Annotated in this window: 21 protein-coding genes; 19 read left to right on the forward strand and 2 right to left on the reverse strand. The window is 60.5% G+C overall.

All coding sequences use genetic code 11. The annotated features are described in order from the left end of the window. The first annotated feature begins 16 nt into the window (after nucleotides 1-16). The 13 genes from AC1RRE_RS18460 (at nucleotide 17) to AC1RRE_RS18520 (ending at nucleotide 12,457) form a co-directional block, all read left to right on the forward strand. Nucleotides 17-1,117 (forward strand): branched-chain amino acid ABC transporter substrate-binding protein, encoded by a 1,101-nt coding sequence (locus AC1RRE_RS18460; protein WP_492983214.1) that lies wholly within the window; start codon nucleotides 17-19, stop codon nucleotides 1,115-1,117. Between the two features lie 196 nt (nucleotides 1,118-1,313). Continuing rightward, complete coding sequence (gene rpiB, locus AC1RRE_RS18465) at nucleotides 1,314-1,754, forward strand: ribose 5-phosphate isomerase B (RefSeq protein WP_492983216.1); 441 nt, start codon at nucleotides 1,314-1,316, stop codon at nucleotides 1,752-1,754. A gap of 33 nt (nucleotides 1,755-1,787) precedes the next feature. Continuing rightward, a complete protein-coding gene (gene glyA, locus AC1RRE_RS18470) occupies nucleotides 1,788-3,086 on the forward strand; it encodes a serine hydroxymethyltransferase (protein ID WP_492983218.1) in 1,299 nt (432 codons plus the stop codon). Between the two features lie 33 nt (nucleotides 3,087-3,119). Then, on the forward strand, nucleotides 3,120-3,587 hold the full coding sequence (gene nrdR, locus AC1RRE_RS18475) for a transcriptional regulator NrdR (RefSeq protein ID WP_492983220.1): 468 nt from the start codon (nucleotides 3,120-3,122) through the stop codon (nucleotides 3,585-3,587). After that, nucleotides 3,580-4,698: a bifunctional diaminohydroxyphosphoribosylaminopyrimidine deaminase/5-amino-6-(5-phosphoribosylamino)uracil reductase RibD gene (gene ribD / locus AC1RRE_RS18480; RefSeq protein WP_492983222.1), complete on the forward strand. Its 1,119-nt coding sequence runs from the start codon at nucleotides 3,580-3,582 to the stop codon at nucleotides 4,696-4,698. Before nrdR ends, ribD begins: the two co-directional genes overlap by 8 nt. A 10-nt stretch (nucleotides 4,699-4,708) precedes the next feature. After that, nucleotides 4,709-5,305: a riboflavin synthase gene (locus tag AC1RRE_RS18485; protein ID WP_492983224.1), complete on the forward strand. Its 597-nt coding sequence runs from the start codon at nucleotides 4,709-4,711 to the stop codon at nucleotides 5,303-5,305. Nucleotides 5,306-5,310: 5 nt separating this feature from the next. Further along, entirely contained in the window at nucleotides 5,311-6,432 is a 1,122-nt protein-coding gene (ribB, locus tag AC1RRE_RS18490) for a 3,4-dihydroxy-2-butanone-4-phosphate synthase (RefSeq protein WP_492983589.1), read from the forward strand. Nucleotides 6,433-6,434: 2 nt separating this feature from the next. After that, a complete protein-coding gene (locus AC1RRE_RS18495) occupies nucleotides 6,435-6,983 on the forward strand; it encodes a 6,7-dimethyl-8-ribityllumazine synthase (protein WP_492983226.1) in 549 nt (182 codons plus the stop codon). Next, nucleotides 6,980-7,474 carry a transcription antitermination factor NusB gene (gene nusB / locus AC1RRE_RS18500; RefSeq protein WP_492983228.1) on the forward strand — a complete coding sequence of 165 codons (495 nt, stop codon included), beginning with the start codon at nucleotides 6,980-6,982 and terminating at the stop codon, nucleotides 7,472-7,474. Before AC1RRE_RS18495 ends, nusB begins: the two co-directional genes overlap by 4 nt. 7 nt (nucleotides 7,475-7,481) lie before the next feature. Further along, nucleotides 7,482-8,477 carry a thiamine-phosphate kinase gene (gene thiL / locus AC1RRE_RS18505; RefSeq protein WP_492983230.1) on the forward strand — a complete coding sequence of 332 codons (996 nt, stop codon included), beginning with the start codon at nucleotides 7,482-7,484 and terminating at the stop codon, nucleotides 8,475-8,477. A 22-nt stretch (nucleotides 8,478-8,499) separates the two neighbouring features. Further along, nucleotides 8,500-8,970, forward strand: a complete 471-nt coding sequence (locus tag AC1RRE_RS18510) for a hypothetical protein (RefSeq protein ID WP_492983232.1) — start codon at nucleotides 8,500-8,502, stop codon at nucleotides 8,968-8,970. A gap of 61 nt (nucleotides 8,971-9,031) precedes the next feature. Next, the gene (locus AC1RRE_RS18515) at nucleotides 9,032-10,195 is read left to right on the forward strand and encodes an MFS transporter (RefSeq protein ID WP_492983234.1); all 1,164 of its coding nucleotides are present in this window, start codon (nucleotides 9,032-9,034) and stop codon (nucleotides 10,193-10,195) included. Between the two features lie 177 nt (nucleotides 10,196-10,372). Beyond that, the gene (locus tag AC1RRE_RS18520) at nucleotides 10,373-12,457 is read left to right on the forward strand and encodes a sodium-translocating pyrophosphatase (RefSeq protein ID WP_492983236.1); all 2,085 of its coding nucleotides are present in this window, start codon (nucleotides 10,373-10,375) and stop codon (nucleotides 12,455-12,457) included. Between the two features lie 57 nt (nucleotides 12,458-12,514). Here the strand turns inward: AC1RRE_RS18520 and cobS are convergent, their stop codons facing one another. Further along, the gene (gene cobS, locus AC1RRE_RS18525; protein WP_492983238.1) at nucleotides 12,515-13,360 is read right to left on the reverse strand and encodes an adenosylcobinamide-GDP ribazoletransferase; all 846 of its coding nucleotides are present in this window, start codon (nucleotides 13,358-13,360) and stop codon (nucleotides 12,515-12,517) included. Between the two features lie 78 nt (nucleotides 13,361-13,438). Here cobS and cobT point away from each other — a divergent pair, with 78 nt between their 5' ends. After that, nucleotides 13,439-14,458, forward strand: a complete 1,020-nt coding sequence (gene cobT / locus AC1RRE_RS18530) for a nicotinate-nucleotide--dimethylbenzimidazole phosphoribosyltransferase (protein WP_492983240.1) — start codon at nucleotides 13,439-13,441, stop codon at nucleotides 14,456-14,458. Here cobT and AC1RRE_RS18535 read toward each other — a convergent pair. Next, entirely contained in the window at nucleotides 14,455-14,943 is a 489-nt protein-coding gene (locus AC1RRE_RS18535) for an outer membrane protein assembly factor BamE (RefSeq protein ID WP_492983242.1), read from the reverse strand. The genes cobT and AC1RRE_RS18535 overlap by 4 nt on opposite strands. Nucleotides 14,944-15,042: 99 nt before the next feature. Here AC1RRE_RS18535 and AC1RRE_RS18540 point away from each other — a divergent pair, with 99 nt between their 5' ends. From AC1RRE_RS18540 to AC1RRE_RS18560, 5 genes are all read left to right on the forward strand, one after another. Next, nucleotides 15,043-15,585: a ubiquinol-cytochrome C chaperone family protein gene (locus AC1RRE_RS18540; protein WP_492983244.1), complete on the forward strand. Its 543-nt coding sequence runs from the start codon at nucleotides 15,043-15,045 to the stop codon at nucleotides 15,583-15,585. A gap of 109 nt (nucleotides 15,586-15,694) precedes the next feature. Then, nucleotides 15,695-16,255, forward strand: a complete 561-nt coding sequence (locus tag AC1RRE_RS18545) for a YceD family protein (RefSeq protein WP_492983246.1) — start codon at nucleotides 15,695-15,697, stop codon at nucleotides 16,253-16,255. A 113-nt stretch (nucleotides 16,256-16,368) separates the two neighbouring features. Beyond that, nucleotides 16,369-16,554 (forward strand): 50S ribosomal protein L32, encoded by a 186-nt coding sequence (gene rpmF / locus AC1RRE_RS18550; protein ID WP_492983248.1) that lies wholly within the window; start codon nucleotides 16,369-16,371, stop codon nucleotides 16,552-16,554. Nucleotides 16,555-16,584: 30 nt separating this feature from the next. Next, complete coding sequence (gene plsX / locus AC1RRE_RS18555; protein ID WP_492983250.1) at nucleotides 16,585-17,664, forward strand: phosphate acyltransferase PlsX; 1,080 nt, start codon at nucleotides 16,585-16,587, stop codon at nucleotides 17,662-17,664. Then, entirely contained in the window at nucleotides 17,658-18,632 is a 975-nt protein-coding gene (locus AC1RRE_RS18560; protein WP_492983591.1) for a beta-ketoacyl-ACP synthase III, read from the forward strand. The genes plsX and AC1RRE_RS18560 overlap by 7 nt, the downstream gene beginning before the upstream one ends. Nucleotides 18,633-18,754: the final 122 nt, after the last annotated feature.

The following is an 18,754-nucleotide window of genomic DNA, read 5'->3' on the forward strand; positions in this document are numbered from 1 at the left end:
ACAGGGAGAGGATATCATGCGTAAACTTATGACTGGATTGGCGGTTGTGGCGTCGATCGGCCTATTTGCCGGTGCGGCCTCGGCCCAGATCAAGGTGGCGCTGAACGGTCCGATGACCGGCCAGCTGGCAAGCTTCGGCGAACAGATGAAGCGTGGCGTCGAGATGGCCGTTGCCGATCTCAATGCTGCTGGCGGCGTCAACGGCCAGAAGCTGCAGATCATCATCGGCGATGACGCCTGCGATCCGAAGCAGGCAGTGGCTGTTGCCAATCGCGCGGCTCAGGAAAAGGTGGCCATCGTGTTCGGCCACTTCTGCTCGGGCTCCTCGATCCCGGCATCGGACGTGTACAAGGAAGAAAACATCCTGCAGATCACGCCGTCCTCGACCAACCCGACCTATACCGAGCGCGGCTACAAGAATGTGTTCCGCGTCTGCGGTCGCGATGACCAGCAGGGCATCGTTGCCGGCGACTACATCCTCGACAAGTTCAAGGGCAAGAAAGTCGCGATCCTGCATGACAAGACTGCTTACGGCAAAGGCCTGGCCGACGAGACCAAGAAGCGTCTCAACGGCAAGGGCGTGACCGAGGCCATGTACGAAGCCATCACCCCTGGTGAGAAGGACTACTCGGCACTCGTCTCCAAGATGAAAGCTGCCGGCGTGGAGCTGATCTATCTGGGCGGCTACCATCCCGAAGGCGGCCTGATCGTGCGTCAGGCCAAGGAGCAAGGTCTGAATGCTCCGCTGATGGGTGGCGACGCGCTGGTCGACAAGCAGTTCTGGGCGATCTCGGGCCCGGCTGGTGAAAACACGCTGATGACTTTCGACGCCGATCCGCGCAAGAACCCGGCCGCCAAGCCGCTGGTCGACAAGTTCAAGGCTCAGGGTTACGACCCCGAGGGCTACACCCTGTACAGCTACGCCGCCGTGCAGGTCTGGGCCCAGGCCGCGACCACCGCCAAGTCGATCAAGACTGCGGATGTCGAGAAGGTCATGCGCACCAGCAAGTTCCAGACGGCGCTGAACGAGATTTCGTTCGACGCCAAGGGCGATACCACTTCGCCGGCCTACAAGGTCTATGTCTGGAAGAATGGTTCCTACGACTACGTGAACTGATCCCTGCCAGTCAGGGTGAGGAAGGGGCCCGGCGGGATGACCGCCGGGCTTTCTTTTTGAGTTTGAAATTCCCTTTTTGTTCTCAGAGACATTAAGCCAGTCCGGCAATCGGAATAGCCATTTCCTTGGTGGTAGGGTTGGCACCAGCCACCGGATATTGTAGGGTCCGGCCGTCTTCCCCCGAGGTGTGCCGCCCATGTCCAAGCCCACGGTTGCCTTTGCCGCCGATCATGCCGGTTTTGAACTGAAAAACCTGCTGCGAGACGAGCTTAAGGCCCAGGGTTATGCGGTCATCGATCTGGGCACCAATTCTTCCGATAGCGTCGACTACCCCGATTTCGGCCGCAAGCTGGGCGAGACCATCGCCAATGGGCAGGCCCAGTTCGGTGTGGCCGTCTGCGGCAGCGGTATCGGCATCTCGATTGCCGCCAACCGGATTCCCGGCTGTCGGGCCGCCTTGTGCGGCGATAGCCTGATGGCGCGCCTGTCACGCCAGCATAACGACGCGAATGTCCTGGCGCTCGGCGCCCGCCTGATCGGTACCGACACGGCGCGCGACTGCCTGAAAGCTTTCCTCGATACCGGCTTCGAAGGAGGCCGGCACCAGCGCCGCGTCGACAAGCTCAGCGCCGCCTGACCAATTCAAACGATCAAGATCCGGAGTACGCCGATGTCCAGCACCGCCGCCAAGCCCACCGTGACCCATGCCGGTTTCTTCCAGCGCACGCTGCAGCAGGCCGATCCCGAAATCTACAAGTCGGTGACCGATGAACTGGAGCGCCAGCAAAACCAGATCGAGCTGATTGCTTCTGAAAACATCGTCAGCCGCGCCGTGCTGGAAGCGCAGGGCTCGGTGATGACCAACAAGTACGCTGAAGGTTATCCTGGTAAGCGCTACTACAATGGTTGCGAGTTCGTCGACGTGGCTGAGACGCTGGCTATCGAGCGCGCCAAGAAGATATTCGGGTGCAACTTCGCCAACGTGCAGCCGCATTCCGGCGCGCAGGCTAACCAGGCCGTGTTCATGGCGGCGCTGAAGCCGGGCGATACCTTCATGGGTCTCGATCTTGCTGCTGGTGGCCATCTCACTCATGGCGCGCCCGCTAATCAGTCGGGCAAGTGGTTCAACGTCGTCAGCTACACGGTGCGCAAGGAAGATCAGCGCATCGACATGGATCAGGTGGCTAAGCTGGCGCAGGAGCACAAGCCGAAGCTGATCATCGCTGGCGGCTCGGCCTATCCGCGCTTCTGGGACTTCGCCAGGTTCCGCGAGATTGCCGACAGCATCGGCGCCCTATTCATGGTCGACATGGCGCATTTCGCCGGTCTGGTCGCCGGTGGCCAGCATCCGAGCCCGTTCCCGCATGCGCATTTCGCCACCACCACCACGCACAAGACCCTGCGCGGTCCGCGCGGCGGCATGGTGCTGACCAATGACGAGGCGCTGGCCAAGAAGATCAACTCGGCGGTGTTCCCTGGTCTGCAGGGTGGTCCGCTGATGCATGTGATCGCCGCCAAGGCGGTCGCCTTCGGCGAAGCGCTGACGCCTGAATTCAAGTCCTATGCCCAGGCTGTGGTCGAGAATGCCAAGGCCATGGCGGCAGCGCTGCAGGAGCGCGGTTATGATTTGGTCTCCGGCGGCACCGACAACCACCTGATGCTCATCGATCTGCGGTCGAAAGGCCTGAAGGGCAATGTCTGTGTCGAAAGCCTGGAACGCGCCCACATCACCACTAATAAGAACGGCGTGCCGTTCGACACCGAAAAGCCGACCATAACCTCGGGCATCCGCGTCGGCAGCCCGGCTGGCACCACGCGCGGTTTCGGCGTGGCCGAGTTCCGTCAGATCGGCAACCTGATCGCTGATGTGCTGGATGGTTTGTCCAAGCAGACCAATGATAATTCCGATGTGGAGCATGCTGTCGCCGACAAGGTCAAAGCGCTCTGCGGACGTTTTCCGATTTATTGATTTCAGATTATTTAGGGCGGGGGAAACTGAACTATGCGTTGTCCGTTCTGCGGCAATGACGACACCCAGGTGAAGGATTCACGGCCCACCGAGGATAACTCGGCGATCCGCCGTCGTCGCTTCTGCCCGAATTGCGGTGCGCGTTTTACGACATTCGAACGTATCCAGCTGCGCGAGCTGACTGTCATCAAGAAGAACGGCATCAAGGCGCCGTTCGATCGGGACAAGCTTGCACGCTCTATCATGATCGCCACGCGCAAGCGGCCGATCGATGCCGATCGCATCGAACGCCTGATCAACGGCATCGTGCGGCGTCTGGAAAGCTCGGGCGAAAGCGAAATCAAGTCGGACACCATCGGCGAGCTGGTGATGGACGGCCTGGCTGCGCTCGACAAGGTCGCCTATGTGCGCTTCGCCTCGGTGTATCGCAATTTCCGCGAAGCCAAGGATTTCGAGGAGTTCATCGGATCGCTGGCCGGTCCGGGCAGTGAAGATGACTGACAAGGCCGCCGCCGCCCGCGACGAACGCTATATGCGTATCGCGCTGGGGCTGGCGGCGCGTGGGCTGGGCAATACTTGGCCCAATCCTTCGGTCGGCTGCATCATCGTCAAGGACAAGCGCATCATTGGTCGCGGTTGGACGCAAGTGGGCGGGCGGCCGCATGCCGAGACCATGGCGTTGCAGCAAGCCGGTGCGGCCGCACGCGGTGCCACGCTGTATGTCACTCTCGAACCCTGCAGCCATCATGGACGCACACCGCCCTGTGCTGAGGCCGTCATCGCGGCTGGTATCGCACGATGTGTGGCTGCGCTGGAGGATCCGGACCATCGGGTTGCCGGTGGTGGATTCACGATGCTGCGAGACGCGGGCGTCGATGTAAGTGTGGGGTGTCTGGCCGATGCTGCTGCCGATCTGAATGCAGGTTTCCTGATTCATCGTGAACGTGGCCGGCCGGCAGTGACCTTGAAGCTGGCCGTCAGCCTGGACGGCCGTATTGGCACGCACTCCGGCGACAGCAAATGGATCACCAGCCCAATTGCGCGCATGCGCGCTCATCTGCTGCGCGCCCAGCATGATGCGATCATGGTGGGCAGCAATACGGCACTGCAGGACGATCCCGATCTGACCTGCCGGCTGTCCGGTCTGCCCAAACGTCCGGCTATTCGCGTCATCCTGGATGGCCGCCTGCGCCTCAGCCTTACGGCCAAGGTGGTGACGACGGCCAAACAGGCGCCGACATGGATCGTGACACGCGAGGATGTTGATCCGGCCCGGCGTGCGGCTTTTGAGGATTGCGGCGTGGAGATTATCGCCGTGCCCTCTGATAAGGCAGGTTTTCCCGATCTGACCCCGGCCCTGACAGAGCTGGGTGAGCGCGGGATTACCCGGATTCTGGTGGAAGGCGGGGGCAAGCTGGCCGCCAGCCTGATCCGGGCCGATCTGGTTGACCGCATGATCTGGTTCCGTGCTCCCAGCGTCATTGGCGGGGATGGGTTACCGGCTATTGCCGGTTTCGGCATTGATACCGTAGCGGAAGCACCACGGTGGCAGCGGGTCCGGGCTGATATTCTGGGTGACGACCTGCTGGAAACCTTCGTCCGCCCCCTCTAAAACTACAGTCATGTTTACCGGCATTGTTACCGACATCGGAACGGTCGTCTCCCGCGAAACCCGCGGCGACACTCATTTCCGTATCCGCACCAGCTACGACACCGGCACGATCGCCATCGGCGCGTCGATTGCCTGTTCGGGCGTCTGCCTCACCGTTGTCCAGAAGGGGCCGGACTGGTTTTCAGTCGACGTCTCGGCCGAAACCCTGTCGCGCAGTATCCTGGGACAATGGAAAGACGGCAGCGTGATTAACCTGGAGCGCAGTCTGAAAGTTGGTGATGAGCTCGGTGGCCATATTGTCTCGGGCCATGTTGATGGCGTGGGCGAGGTGGTTGCGGTGAAGCCGGAAGGTGAATCCCTGCGCATTGACTTCAAGGCACCGAACAGCCTTGCGGCTTTCATTGCCGAAAAAGGCTCGGCGACTATCGATGGCGTTTCGTTGACCGTGAATAATGTCGAGGGTGCGGTCTTCGGCGTAAACCTGATCCCGCACACCCAGCAGGTGACCACACTCGGCAAGCTTAAGGCCGGTGACAAGGTCAACCTGGAAATTGATGTGCTGGCGCGTTATGTGGCGCGCCTGCAGCAGTGGAGCAAGCTGTCGTGAACAGCATGGATGACATCAAGCGTTATATCGCTTCTTCGGAAGAGATTATCGAGGAAGCGCGCCAGGGGCGCATGGTGATCCTGGTTGATGAGGAAGATCGCGAGAACGAGGGCGACCTCTATATACCCGCCGAGATGTGCGATGCGGCTGCGATCAACTTCATGGCTAAATACGGGCGTGGGCTGATCTGTTTGACGTTGACGCGTCAGCGGATCGAGCAGCTCGGTCTGCCGCTGATGGCGCAGAACAATGCCTCGCGGCACCAGACTGCTTTCACGGTTTCCATCGAAGCGCGCGAAGGTGTGACCACCGGCATCTCGGCCGCCGATCGCGCCCAGACCGTCAAGGTCGCCATCGATCCCACCAAAGGTCCGCAGGATATCGCCGTACCGGGTCATATCTTCCCGCTGATGGCCCGTGATGGCGGCACCCTGGTGCGCGCGGGCCATACCGAGGCCGGTGTCGATATAGCCCGTCTGGCGGGCCTTAATCCATCAGGCGTGATCTGCGAGATCATGAACGACGACGGCACCATGGCGCGCCTGCCGGATCTGGTGTCATTCGCCCAGCATCACAATCTGAAAATCGGCACCATTGCCGACCTGATCGCCTATCGCCGTCGGCACGACAACCTGATCCAGAAGGTGGTCGAGGGTGAGATCGACAGTGTCTGGGGCGGTAAGTTCCGCATGCTGGTCTATCGCAACCGGGTCGAATATGCCGAACACATTGCCCTGGTCAAAGGTAATGTCAGCGACGGCAAACCGGTTATGGTGCGCATGCACGCCATGAATGTGCTGGAAGACGTTCTGGGCGACCATGGCGCTCGGTCTGGCATGCTGCACGGCGCCATGCAGATGATCGGCGAGGCCGAACGTGGCATCGTGGTGCTAATCCGCGAGCCCCGGCCGACTGCCCTGTCTGACAAGGTCCGCCAGAAAATGGGCGAAACAGTTGAAAAGTCAGCACAACTCCGGGATTATGGCATCGGGGCACAGATCCTGATCGATCTGGGGGTGAAAGACATGATCGTTCTATCAAATATTGAACGCACCATTGTCGGGCTGGAGGGCTACGGTCTTTCGGTTGTCGAAACCCGCCGCATCAAGACAGGCAGGGAGATCTGAACATGGTGGCGCGTAAGCCGGCTGGCAAAAAGGCCGCGAAGAAGAAGTCTGCCAAGACGCAGACATTTTCCAAGAGCAAAACCCAGATGATGGGCGATCTGACGCTCGAGATTCGCAAGCCGCGGGTACTGATCATCGAAGCCCGTTTCTATGAGGATATCGCCGACGCCCTGTTCGAGGGTGCCAAGGCGGTGATCGAAGCGTCCGATTTCGATTATGACCGGATCGATGTCCCGGGCGCTCTTGAACTGCCTGCAGCAATCCGCTTTGCCATGAACCGCAAGGGCGAGCGGGCCTATGACGGCTTTGTTGCGCTGGGTTGTGTGATCCGCGGCGAGACCGCGCATTTCGATGTCGTGGTGAATGAAAGCGCGCGTGGCCTGCAGCATTTGGCCATCGAGCATCAGCTTTGTATCGGCAACGGCATTATCACCGTCGAGAACGAAGATCAGGCTTGGGAGCGTGCCCGCAAGGACCGTCAGGACAAGGGCGGGCAGGCGGCTTTGGCTGCTGTTGCCATGATCGGTTTGAAACAGCTGTTTTCGATATGAGTGAAGGAGGGCAGCGCCGGGGGACACGCAACGATCGACCAGCAGGACGCAGGTCGGTCGCGCGGCTGTTTGCGGTGCAGGCTCTCTATGAAGTTGAATTCGGCGGTGGCAACCCCGAAGCCGTGATCGTCGATTTTCGTACTCATCGGCAGTCCGAGGAAATCGAAGGCGTGCAGATGCGTGAGGCGGATGCCGACTGGTTTTCCGAGATCGTGCGTGGCGTCGTGCGGCGTGGAGACGAAATCGACAAAGTCATCAAGGATGCCATGCCGCGCTCCGATGCACTGGATCGCATGGAGATCATCCTGCGCGATGCGCTGCGTTGCGCCACCTATGAAATCATCGCTCGTATCGACGTGCCGGCAGCCACGGTGATCGACGAATATATCGGAATCGTGCGGGCCTTTTTCGGGCCACGGGAAATCAAGCTGGCCAATGGCGTAATCGATGCCGTGGCGCGCAAGCTGCGCCCCGGCGAGTTCACGGCCTGAGGCGATCATGGCCGGGCCGGGCCTCGGCGAATTCGATCTGATCGCCCGCTATCTGGCGCCCTTGAGCCGGAAAGCTGCCGGAAGCTTCAATCTAACCGACGATGCAGCCACCATCGCAGTGCCTGAAGGCGCCGAGCTGGTCGTAACCACTGATGCGATGATCGAAGGCATTCATTTTCTCGCCAAAGATGGTGCTGAGCGCATCGCGCGCAAGCTGCTGCGCGTCAATCTTTCTGATCTTGCCGCCAAGGGGGCCGCACCGCTGGGATATCAGCTTGTGCTGGGCCTGCCGACCGTTGATGAGGCGTGGCTGGCACAGTTCTGTGCCGGACTGGCGCGGGAACAAAAAGCTTTCGACATTACGCTGCATGGCGGAGACACGGTTCGCAGTCCCAGCGGCATCATGCTGAGCGTGACGGCTTTTGGGTATGTCCCGGCCGGCCAGATGATCAGGCGCGGCGGTGCGCAGGTCGGCGATGACCTCTATGTTACAGGTAGCATCGGTGATGCAGCACTCGGTCTGGAAGTGAAACTGAACAGCCGGCTGTTCTCGTCTGCTGCTATGCTGATGTTTGATTCGCGTCTGCATCTTCCCACGCCGCGCGTTGCTTTCGGCCAGAGCATGCGCGGCATTGCGCATGCGGCCATGGATGTTTCTGACGGCCTGCTTCAGGATGCGGGCCATATCGCTTCTGCTGCCGGTCTGCAGGCTGTGATCCGTGCCGATGCCGTGCCGCTATCGATGGCCGCGCGACAGGCCCTGACTGAAGATTCCGATCTTTTGCCAATCATACTGACCGGTGGCGATGATTATGAACTGCTGTTCACCGCGCCACCGCAATTTGCGGAACGGGTCGCCGGCCTGTCACAGGCGGTTGATCTGGCGGTTACCCGGATCGGCAGTCTGCGATCAGGAACAGGGGTTTTGGTCCAGGATGGTGAAGGTCGGACGATTCCCTTCGATCGCGGCGGCTTTCAGCATTTTGACAGTACGATAGACTAGGGCCTGATTCGGGAGCGCGGCATTGCGCAAGATTGCACTGATCATTATTGGCCTGATCGTGCTGCTCACTCTGGCGGGGGGCGGTGCTGCCATCTATTTCCTGGTGGTCGCGCCCCAGAAGAAGGAAGAAGCCGCCATTGATCGGAATGATCCGCCGCCACCGCCCGTGATTAAGCGGCCGGCCTTTATTCCACTCGAACCGTTCAGCCTTTATGTGCATCCCGAGGGTCAGAAGCCTCGAGAGATCATGATCATTCTGCATCTCGAGGTCCCGCCGGATAACGTGCCGGCGGTGAATGAAAAGATGCACCTGTTGCGAGATCGCTACGTGCGTGAACTGTTGAAGGGGGATCCGTTCGAGGTGCCGTCACGTTTCAGTACCCGCGACCTATATCCAGTGCGTGACCGGCTTCGTGGTCCCACGGATGAAGTTTTGGGCAGAGACGTGGTGACGCAGGTCCTGCTTCTGAATATTATTGGCCAGTTGAAATAAGTAGAATCGAACTGGTCCACTCCCTATGACAGTATTGTCGCCGGCCGCTGCAAAGCGGAATGTGTTCATTCTTGCCGCTTGCATGGCCCTGGCGAATTCGGCGGTGACCTTGCAGGTCACGCTGGGCGGGCTGGTGGGCTACCTGCTGGTTGAGGATAAGGCGCTAGCCACGCTGCCGGTCACTTTTGTCGTGGGCGGGACGGCACTGGCAACCATTCCGGCTTCCATGCTGATGCGCCGTTTCGGCCGCAAACTGGGCTTCATGGCAGGATGCCTGTTTGCCATCATGGGCTCACTGGTCGCTGCTTCGGGCATTTACCTAGTGCATTTTTGGCTGTTCTGCCTGGGTGCATTCATTTTTGGCGGTTCTACGGCTTTCGTGCAGTTGTATCGTTTCGCAGCGGCGGATATTGCGCCCCAAGAAATGAAAAGTCGTGCCATCTCCTGGGTCATGATTGGCGGCTTGGTTTCTGCCTTCTTGGGGCCTGAGCTGGCGAAATACACGCGGGAACTGCTTTCGCCGTACCTGTTCCTGGCTTCGTATCTGGTGGCCGCAGCGATGCCGGTGGCCGTGCTGGCGATCCTCACCACGATCAATATTCCTGCACCAACGACGGCTGAAGTGCAGGAGAAGGGGCGGCCTTTAAGCGAGATCGTACGTCAGCCGACATTCATAGTGGCGGCCATTTCTGGCATGTTCAGCTATGGCGTCATGAACTTGATGATGACGGCGACGCCGCTGGCCATGCAGATCTGTGCGCACCCCTTTGCAGCCGCCGCGACCGTGATCCAGTGGCATATCGTTGGCATGTACGCACCCAGCTTTGTCACCGGCAGCCTGATCGCCCGGTTCGGGGCGCTGCGCATCATCCTGACAGGTGCGTTGCTGAACGTGGTCTGCATTGGTGTGGCGCTGGCCGGGGTCGAGGTCCTGAATTTCCAGTTGGCCTTACTGCTGGTCGGGATCGGCTGGAACTTCATGTATATCGGCGGCACAGCGCTGCTGACTGAAGTTTACCGGCCGGCGGAGCGGAACAAGACCCAGGCGGTAAATGACTTCCTGGTCTTTGGCACCGTGGCCTTGGCCTCGCTGGGATCAGGCAAGATGCTCTATCACTGGGGTTGGGACTTCGTGCCCCTCTCGGGCCTGCCCTTCATCCTGATGGCAGGGATGGCGGCCACTTGGCTGCTGCTGCGTCGTCGACGGGCCGCATCACCCGCATAAGTTTCGGAAAAATAAGTCTTATTGCGCCATAAGCGCATCTCTGGCATAACGATTCCGGTTCCGCCCCGCGTCCGAGTCTGGGGCCAATAATGGTAGCAGTCGTGTAACCCGTACGGGCAGCGATGCCCGGTCGGGTTCGTCTCGATTAAATAATCTGAGGAACGAAGGGAAACGCTCATGACGGAGTTGTGGTTCGCCATCGCCTGTGGCGGTTTGGCGCTGTTGTACGGTATCTGGACGTCTCGTTCGGTGCTGGCTGAATCTGCGGGCAATGCTCGCATGCAGGAAATTGCTGCGGCGATCCAGGAAGGCGCTTCTGCCTATCTGAATCGCCAGTATCGCACTATCGGCATCGTTGGCATCGTGGTTGCGGTCATTCTCGCTTTCACGCTCGGCCTGAAAGTCGCCATCGGCTTCATCATCGGTGCGGTGCTGTCGGGTGCTGCCGGCTATATCGGCATGAACGTGTCTGTTCGCGCCAACGTCCGTACCGCGGAAGGTGCACGCAAGGGCATGGAGCATGCGCTGAGCATCGCCTTCAAGTCGGGCGCTGTCACCGGCATGCTGGTGGTCGGTCTCGCGCTGCTCGGCGTCGCGATCTACTACGTTGTGCTGCTGAAGATGGGCGCGCCGATCCGTGAAATGGTCGATGCGCTGGTAGCCCTGGGCTTCGGTTCGTCGCTGATCTCGATTTTCGCCCGCCTCGGCGGCGGCATCTTCACCAAGGGTGCGGATGTGGGCGCCGACCTCGTCGGCAAGGTGGAAGCTGGCATCCCGGAAGATGATCCGCGCAACCCGGCGGTGATCGCCGACAACGTGGGCGACAACGTCGGCGACTGCGCCGGCATGGCGGCCGACCTCTTCGAAACCTATGCGGTGACCATCGTTGCGACCATGGTGCTGGCGTCGATCTACTTCGCCGCCGATGCAGCCATGATGGCGAAGGTGATGGCTTATCCGCTGGTGATCGCTGGTGCCTGCATCATCACCTCGGTGATTGGCACCTACTTTGTCCGCCTGGGCAGCAGCCAGAACATCATGGGCGCGCTGTATAAGGGCCTGATCGTGACGGGCATCCTGTCGGCGATCGCGCTGTGGCCGATCACCGACTACATGCTGGGCATGAACACCAAGATGACGGCCGGTACCGCCACCTTCACAGGCATGAGCCTGTTCTGGTGCGGCATCATCGGTCTTCTGGTGACGGCTGCCATCGTCTGGGCCACCGAATACTACACCGGCACGAACTATCGTCCGGTGAAGAGCGTGGCGCAGGCTTCGACCACGGGTCACGGCACCAACGTGATCCAGGGCTTGGCGGTCTCGATGGAGGCCACGGCGCTGCCGGCGATTTTCATCGTCATCGGCATCATCTCCACGCACATGCTGGCAGGCCTGTTCGGCATCGCCATCGCTGTGACCACCATGCTGGCGCTTGCCGGTATCGTGGTGGCGCTCGATGCCTATGGTCCGGTCACCGACAATGCCGGCGGTATTGCCGAAATGTCGGACCTGCCCAAGGACGTGCGCAAGACCACTGACGCGCTCGATGCGGTCGGCAACACCACCAAGGCCGTGACCAAGGGCTATGCCATCGGTTCGGCCGGCTTCGGCTCGCTGGTGCTGTTCGCTTGCTACACCGAGGATTTGAAGCACTTCTTCAAGGGTGTGACGATCGATTTCTCCCTGAGCAACCCGTATGTCGTGGTTGGCCTGCTGATCGGCGGTCTGCTGCCGTATCTGTTCGGCGCCATGGGCATGACGGCGGTCGGCCGTGCGGCCGGTTCGGTCGTCGTGGAAGTGCGGCGTCAGTTCAAGGAAATCCCGGGCATCATGGAAGGTACGGCGAAGCCTGATTACTCCAAGGCTGTCGACTTGCTGACCAAGGCGGCGATCAAGGAAATGATCATTCCCAGCCTGCTGCCGGTGCTCAGCCCGATCGTGCTGTATTTCATCATCAACGCGATTGCCGGTCAGGCTGCGGCTTTTGCCGCTGTCGGCGCCATGCTGCTGGGTGTGATCGTCACGGGTATCTTCGTCGCCATCTCGATGACGGCGGGCGGCGGTGCCTGGGACAACGCCAAGAAATACATCGAAGAGGGCCATCATGGTGGTAAGGGTTCGGATGCCCATAAGGCAGCCGTGACCGGCGACACCGTCGGCGACCCCTACAAGGACACGGCCGGTCCGGCTGTGAACCCGCTGATCAAGATCACCAACATCGTAGCGCTTCTGCTGCTCGCCATTCTGGCGCACAGCTAAGACCTGCGACTGATTGATGCGGAAAGGGCCGGGGCAACCCGGCCCTTTTCTTTTGCGTCAGACAGCGACCATAACGGCGCCAATGGTCAGCAGCACGGCAATCTCGGTCACCTGTTGCGTGGCACCCAGGACATCGCCGGTATGCCCACCGATCTGGCGCCAGGCCAACAGGGCCATGCCCAGTGCCAGCAGGGCGGCCGCGCCCAGCACATAGGCGAAGGTGAAGCCCGGCAGCAGGATGATGGCCAGGACAGCTGAGAACAGGATGCTGATGATGGCGGATGCCAGCGGCACCATCCCACTGCCGGCTGCAAGACCGTCGCTGCGTGCCGGCGGCAGCAGATACCAGACCAGCCCCATGGCCGCGCGCGATACGGCACCGGAAATTACCAGCGCAATGATGATCGCGCCGGTATGGCTGACTGTCTCGTCCATTTCATCGGTCACCGACAGCAGGTTGCTGGCAAGTTCCTGCAAGGCGGTAAAGCGCAGGCCGAAGGCCAGCAGCAGGGCGACGACGCCGTAGGTGCCAATGCGGCTGTCGCGCATGATGGCCAGCTTGTGCTCGCGGTCCCGGCCGCCGCCGAAACCATCTGCCGTATCGGCCAGGCCGTCTTCGTGCAGGGCACCGGTCATGATGACCTGCCAGGCCAGGGCCAGCACAGCCGAACTCGATATCCCCAGACCGATCCTGTTGGCGAGCAGGAAGATCACGCCACCGCCCAGCCCGACCAGAATGCCGACAACCGGAAATACCCAGGCCGCGCGGGCCACGTTGCCAAGGACAGGCTCTGCTGTGTGGGGCAGGGGCAGGCGGGTCAGCAGCATCAGGGCAAGACGGAGATCGCCGAACCAGCGCTGACGGCTGCGGGGTTGCTGAGTGGCGGGTTCTTGATCAGACATGATGCATTGCGATGAGGTCTGGGGTGGCTTATAGCACGCAGATGCGAGGACGCGAAGCTGGGCAGGTCTGATAAAACGATGACTGACGCATACCGGGATTTTGACGCTATCCGTGCCGCGCTTCAGACCTTGCCCAAGCCTGATGCCTCCGCCATTGCTGCCGCGCGCGGTCGGGATGAGGTCCTGACCAAGCCGGCTGCAGCCCTAGCGCGGCTGGAGGATTGCGTGTTCCACCTGGCTGGCTGGCAGCGCCGCTCACTGCCGCAGCTGGACCATGTTCGCATTGTCGTCTTCGCCGGCAACCATGGCGTGGTGACGCGTGGCGTCTCGGCCTATCCGGCAGAGGTCACAATGCAGATGGTTGCTAATTTTGAACGCGGCGGTGCCGCCATCAATCAGCTTGCGCGGTTACATGGCGCCGAGCTTTCAGTGATTGCCCTCGATCTCGACCGGCCGACGGCTGATTTCACGATGGCTGCAGCCATGGACGCGCCGGAATGCCTGGATGCCATCAATCGTGGCGTCGCAGCTGTTGCAGCCGATTCCGATCTGCTGATTCTGGGCGAAATGGGTATTGGGAACACCACGGCAGCCGCAGCCCTGACCGCAGCCTTGTATGGTGGAGATGCATCATCATGGGTGGGGCCAGGCACCGGCGTTGCGGGTGCGGTGCTGACCGCGAAAATATCAATTGTCGATGCAGCACTGAGGCAGCACGGGAAAGAATCGCAAGACCCGCTTGAAGCTTTGCGACGACTGGGCGGCCGTGAAATCGCAGCGCTCTTTGGTGCATTGCTGGCAGCACGCCTGCGTGGTGTTCCGGTGTTGCTGGATGGTTTCGTTGTCGGTGCTGCTGCCGGTGTACTGGCGTGCCTCAGTGAAGACGCATTAGCCAATTGCCTTGCTGGTCATGTATCGGCAGAGCCAGGCCATCGTCGTCTGCTGGACAGATTGCGCATGGCGCCGCTGCTGGATCTGGGGATGCGTCTCGGTGAGGGGTCAGGCGCTGCTGTGGCGCTCGGTGTGCTGAAAGCCGCAGTCGCCTGTCACACAGGCATGGCAACCTTTGCGGAAGCCAGCGTCAGCAAGCGCGATTAGCGGCCCGACGGAAGGCTGGGAGCGGCGCCGCTGGAATTGAAGCGGCCGAGGTTACCGAAGATTTGTTCAAGGAAGGTGAGTTCCTTGCCACGTGTTGGCGTCTCGCGGTCAACGAAGGCAATCTGCTTGCCATCCTTCAGACCATAACGCTTGATCTCTTTGACCTTGTTGTCCTTGTCGAAAGAGATAGCCACAACTTGCTGATCGATCAGTTCGGGTGCAAGAAAGGCCACAGTCTCGGTCTCGCTGGAGATGTAGTAATAGGTCATGCCCCAGTCGGGGAATGTCGAGATCGTCGACGGCGAACCGAGCAGAGCACCTACCTGAGGCTCTGTGCTCTGTCCGACCTGGACCAGCTTCAGCTTGTCTTCATCCAGCAAACTGCCGCGGTAATCCTGTCGCGGCGTACAGGCCGCGGTAGCCAAGAGCAACAAGACAGCCAGAAAAGCGTTGATCTGGGCCGTTCTGAAGAGATGCATCGACATCGCTGAAGACTCGCTATAACGCGGGTCGCATATTATCTTCAGCCGCCCTGAAACGCAAACGACCGCCATTGCAAGGCGCATTTTATAAAACGAGTGCAGATGCTTAATCGTCTTATTTCACTTTTCAAGGGAAGCCCCGCCGACGATGCCGCCGTGGCGCTATATCGCCAGATCGTGGCCCAGGCCCGGCAGCCGGCTTTCTACCTGGAGCATGCCGTACCGGACACTCTGGATGGCCGTTTCGATATGATTGTGCTGCATGCCTTTCTGACCATGCGCCGGCTGAAGCGTATTGATGGCCCCGGGGCCCAGGGGTTGAGCCAGCGGCTGTTCGATCTGCTGTTCGCCGACATGGACAGCAACCTCCGGGAAATCGGTGTAGGTGACCTCGGGGTGGGCAAGCGGATCAAGAAGATGGGTCAGGCCTTCTATGGCCGGGTTGAAGCCTATGAGGCCGGTCTGGTCGCAACGGTACCCCATGCCTTGGCAGAGGCGCTGCGGCGCAATCTCTATGGCACCGTCCAGGCCCCTGACGGAGCGGCGGATGCCATGGCGGATTACCTGCGCCGGGCGGATCAGGCGCTACTCGGCATGACGGATACCAGCATCCTGGCCGGGGAATTGGCATTTCCAGACATTTAGTTAATAATTTCAGTATCTTGCAGGATAGTTGACCGACCGTCGACTTGCACTTATGTTCCGCCGCCTTGACTGCCAGGCCTGAGTCGCTCGGGCCGGAAGAGGGTGTACCGTGGCGAAAGACGGAATTGGCAATGAATTCAGCCATATCGTCGAACTCGACCGGGTTGGTCCGCAGGGACTGACGGTACGGTTGCAGGCCAGTGAAACCGAGCGGGTGGCTCTGGCGCGCCGACTGCAAATTCCGGCGGTGCTGGAATTGAGTGCCGAGGTGCAGGTTTTACACGATCCGGCGCTGAACGGCCATTTTCGGGTCAAGGGCCGGCTCGACGCCCGGGTCGAGCAGACCTGCATTGCATCGCTCGAAACGGTGCTGCAGCGTGTCGAAGAAGGGTTTGAGCGGCTGTTTGCCCCGGCAAGCAGCCTGAAACCGGCTGAAGACCTGGGGGAGGACGAGGCCGAATGGCTGGATCCGGACGCCGAGGACCCGGCCGATGCCATTGAGGGCGACGCGATAGACGTCGGTGCCGTGGTGGCGGAGGAGCTGGCATTGGGCTTGGATCCTTATCCGCGCAAGGCCGAAGCCGGCCTGCCGTCGGGGTATCAGCCGGATGCGGAGGAAGAGGCGAAAGTCAGCCCCTTTGCGATCCTGGCGAAGTTGAAAAAGGATTGAGGCGAAAGGGCTTGGTCCCCGGGCGCGCCGAGAGTATATAGGCGGGGATTCTGGGGCGGTCAGTTAACGCGGATGGCGACCGCCTCGCGCGAATTATTGAGAGAGACTGTGTCATGGCTGTTCCGAAGAAGAAGAAGTCCAAGTCGAAGCGCGATATGGGTCGTTCCCATCACGCCTTGGCGCCGAGCGCCCATCTGGAATGCTCGAATTGCGGCGAACTGAAGCGCCCGCATCATGTCTGCGGCGCCTGCGGCCATTACGATGGCCGTGAAGTGGTGGCCAAGACGGCTGCTGCCTGAGCTGATGCTTGAACGGTTAAGGGCAACGGTGTGACCGCGGCCTTTACCATCGCGCTTGATGCCATGGGGGGGGATCACGCCCCCGATATGGTCATCAAGGGCACCGCAGCAATCCTGCCGCGTTTTCCGCTGGTGAAGTTCATTCTGTTCGGCGATGCCGCACGGATCGAACCGCTATTGCGTCAATATCCTGCCCTGAAGGATCGCTGCGAGCTTCGCCACACCGCCGAGAAGGTGGGGAGTGAAGACAAGCCGAGCCAGGCACTTCGCCGTGGCCGCAACACCAGCATGCGTCTTGCGATTGATACAGTCGCCAGTGGCGAAGCCCAGGCCATCGTTTCTGCCGGTAATACTGGCGCGCTGATGGCGATGGCGAAATTCGTGCTGCGCACATTGCCGGGGATCGAGCGGCCGGCGATTGCTTCTTTTCTACCGACCATGAAGGGCGAGACTGTTGTTCTCGACCTCGGCGCCAATGTTGAATGCGATGCGCGCAATCTGGTGCAGTTCGCTGTCATGGGCGCCAATCTGGCGCATTCGGCGCTGGGACGGCATCGCCCGCGCGTCGGCCTGCTGAATGTGGGTGTTGAAGAACTGAAGGGTCATGAGGAAGTGCGCGGCGCCGCCGAACTGTTGCGCAACGTGGCCAACCCGCCATTCGAATTCGTCGGCTTTGTCGAAGGTGATGACATCACGAAGGGCGAAACCGATGTCATTGTCACCGACGGTTTTACGGGCAACATCGCGCTGAAAACCGCTGAGGGCACGGCGAAGCTGATGTCGGGCCTGTTGAAGTCGGCTTTCCAGCGCTCTTGGCTGACCAAGCTGGGTTACCTGCTGGCCCGATCGGGCCTATCTATGCTGCGGGATCGCATGGATCCTCGCTTTTACAACGGTGGCGTGTTGCTGGGCCTGAACGGCATTGCAGTGAAAAGCCATGGCGGCACCGACGATGTTGGCTTTGCCGCAGCACTGGAAGTTGCCATCGACATGGCGCAGGATCGCCTGATCGAGCGCATCAAGGCGGATTTCTCGGGTGCCTTCGCTGAATCTTTGGCGGCGCAGACCGCTGTGAACGAACAACAAGTGTCGAGTGCGAGGGCATTATGATTCGCTCAGTTGTGGCGGGTGTGGGCAGTTACCTGCCTGAGCGGATTTTGACCAATGCCGACCTCTCCAAGATGGTCGACACCACCGATGAATGGATTATCGAGCGCACCGGCATCCGGCAGCGCCATATCGCCGCTGAGGGCCAGAAGACATCCGATCTGGCCCTGAAGGCGACACAGGACGCACTTCAGAACGCCGGCATCACGGCGCAGGATATCGATCTCATCGTGCTGGCGACGGCGACGCCGGATGAAACTTTCCCGGCGACAGCGTGTCGTGTGCAGGCTGAGCTCGGCATGACACGCGGCTTTGCTTTTGATGTGCAGGCGGTTTGTTCAGGCTTCATCTACGCATTGGCGACGGCGGATAATTTCATCAAGGCCGGTCAGGCCAAGACCGCCGTGGTGATCGGCGCCGAAACGTTTTCGCGGATCATTGACTGGACTGACCGCACAACCTGCGTGCTGTTTGCCGATGGCGCCGGTGCCATCGTGCTGAAGGCCGAAGAAGGTGCCGGTCAGAACACTGACCGTGGCGTGCTGACCACGCACCTGCATTCCGATGGTCGGCATCATGACCTGCTGTATGTCGATGGCGGTCCGTCCAGCACACAGACCACAGGTCATCTGCGCATGCTGGGCAAGGAAGTTTTCCGTCATGCCGTCGTCAATCTCGCCGATGTCGTGAAGGAAACACTCACCGCAGTCGACATGAAGGCCGAACAGATCGACTGGCTGGTGCCGCATCAGGCCAACAAGCGCATCATTGACGGTACGGCCCGCAAGCTGGGACTGAGCACCGACAAGGTCGTCCTGACGGTCGACCGGCATGGCAATACCTCGGCGGCTTCAGTGCCGCTGGCGCTGGCCGAGGCAGTCAAGGACGGTCGCATCAAGAAGGGCGATGTCCTGCTTCTGGAGGCCATGGGCGGTGGTTTCACCTGGGGCAGCGCTCTGGTTCGCTGGTAATTAGCCCCCGCAGGGGTGGAATGGCCCTACAGCCCCCGATTCGCCGCTTCCTCCGGCTAAGGTCTTGTTGACGCCTGCTTTTCCTTAAGTTAGCGTGCCTGCTATAAAATTTAATAATAAGG

Source organism: Ferrovibrio sp. GW821-FHT12D07 (genome assembly GCF_058807275.1).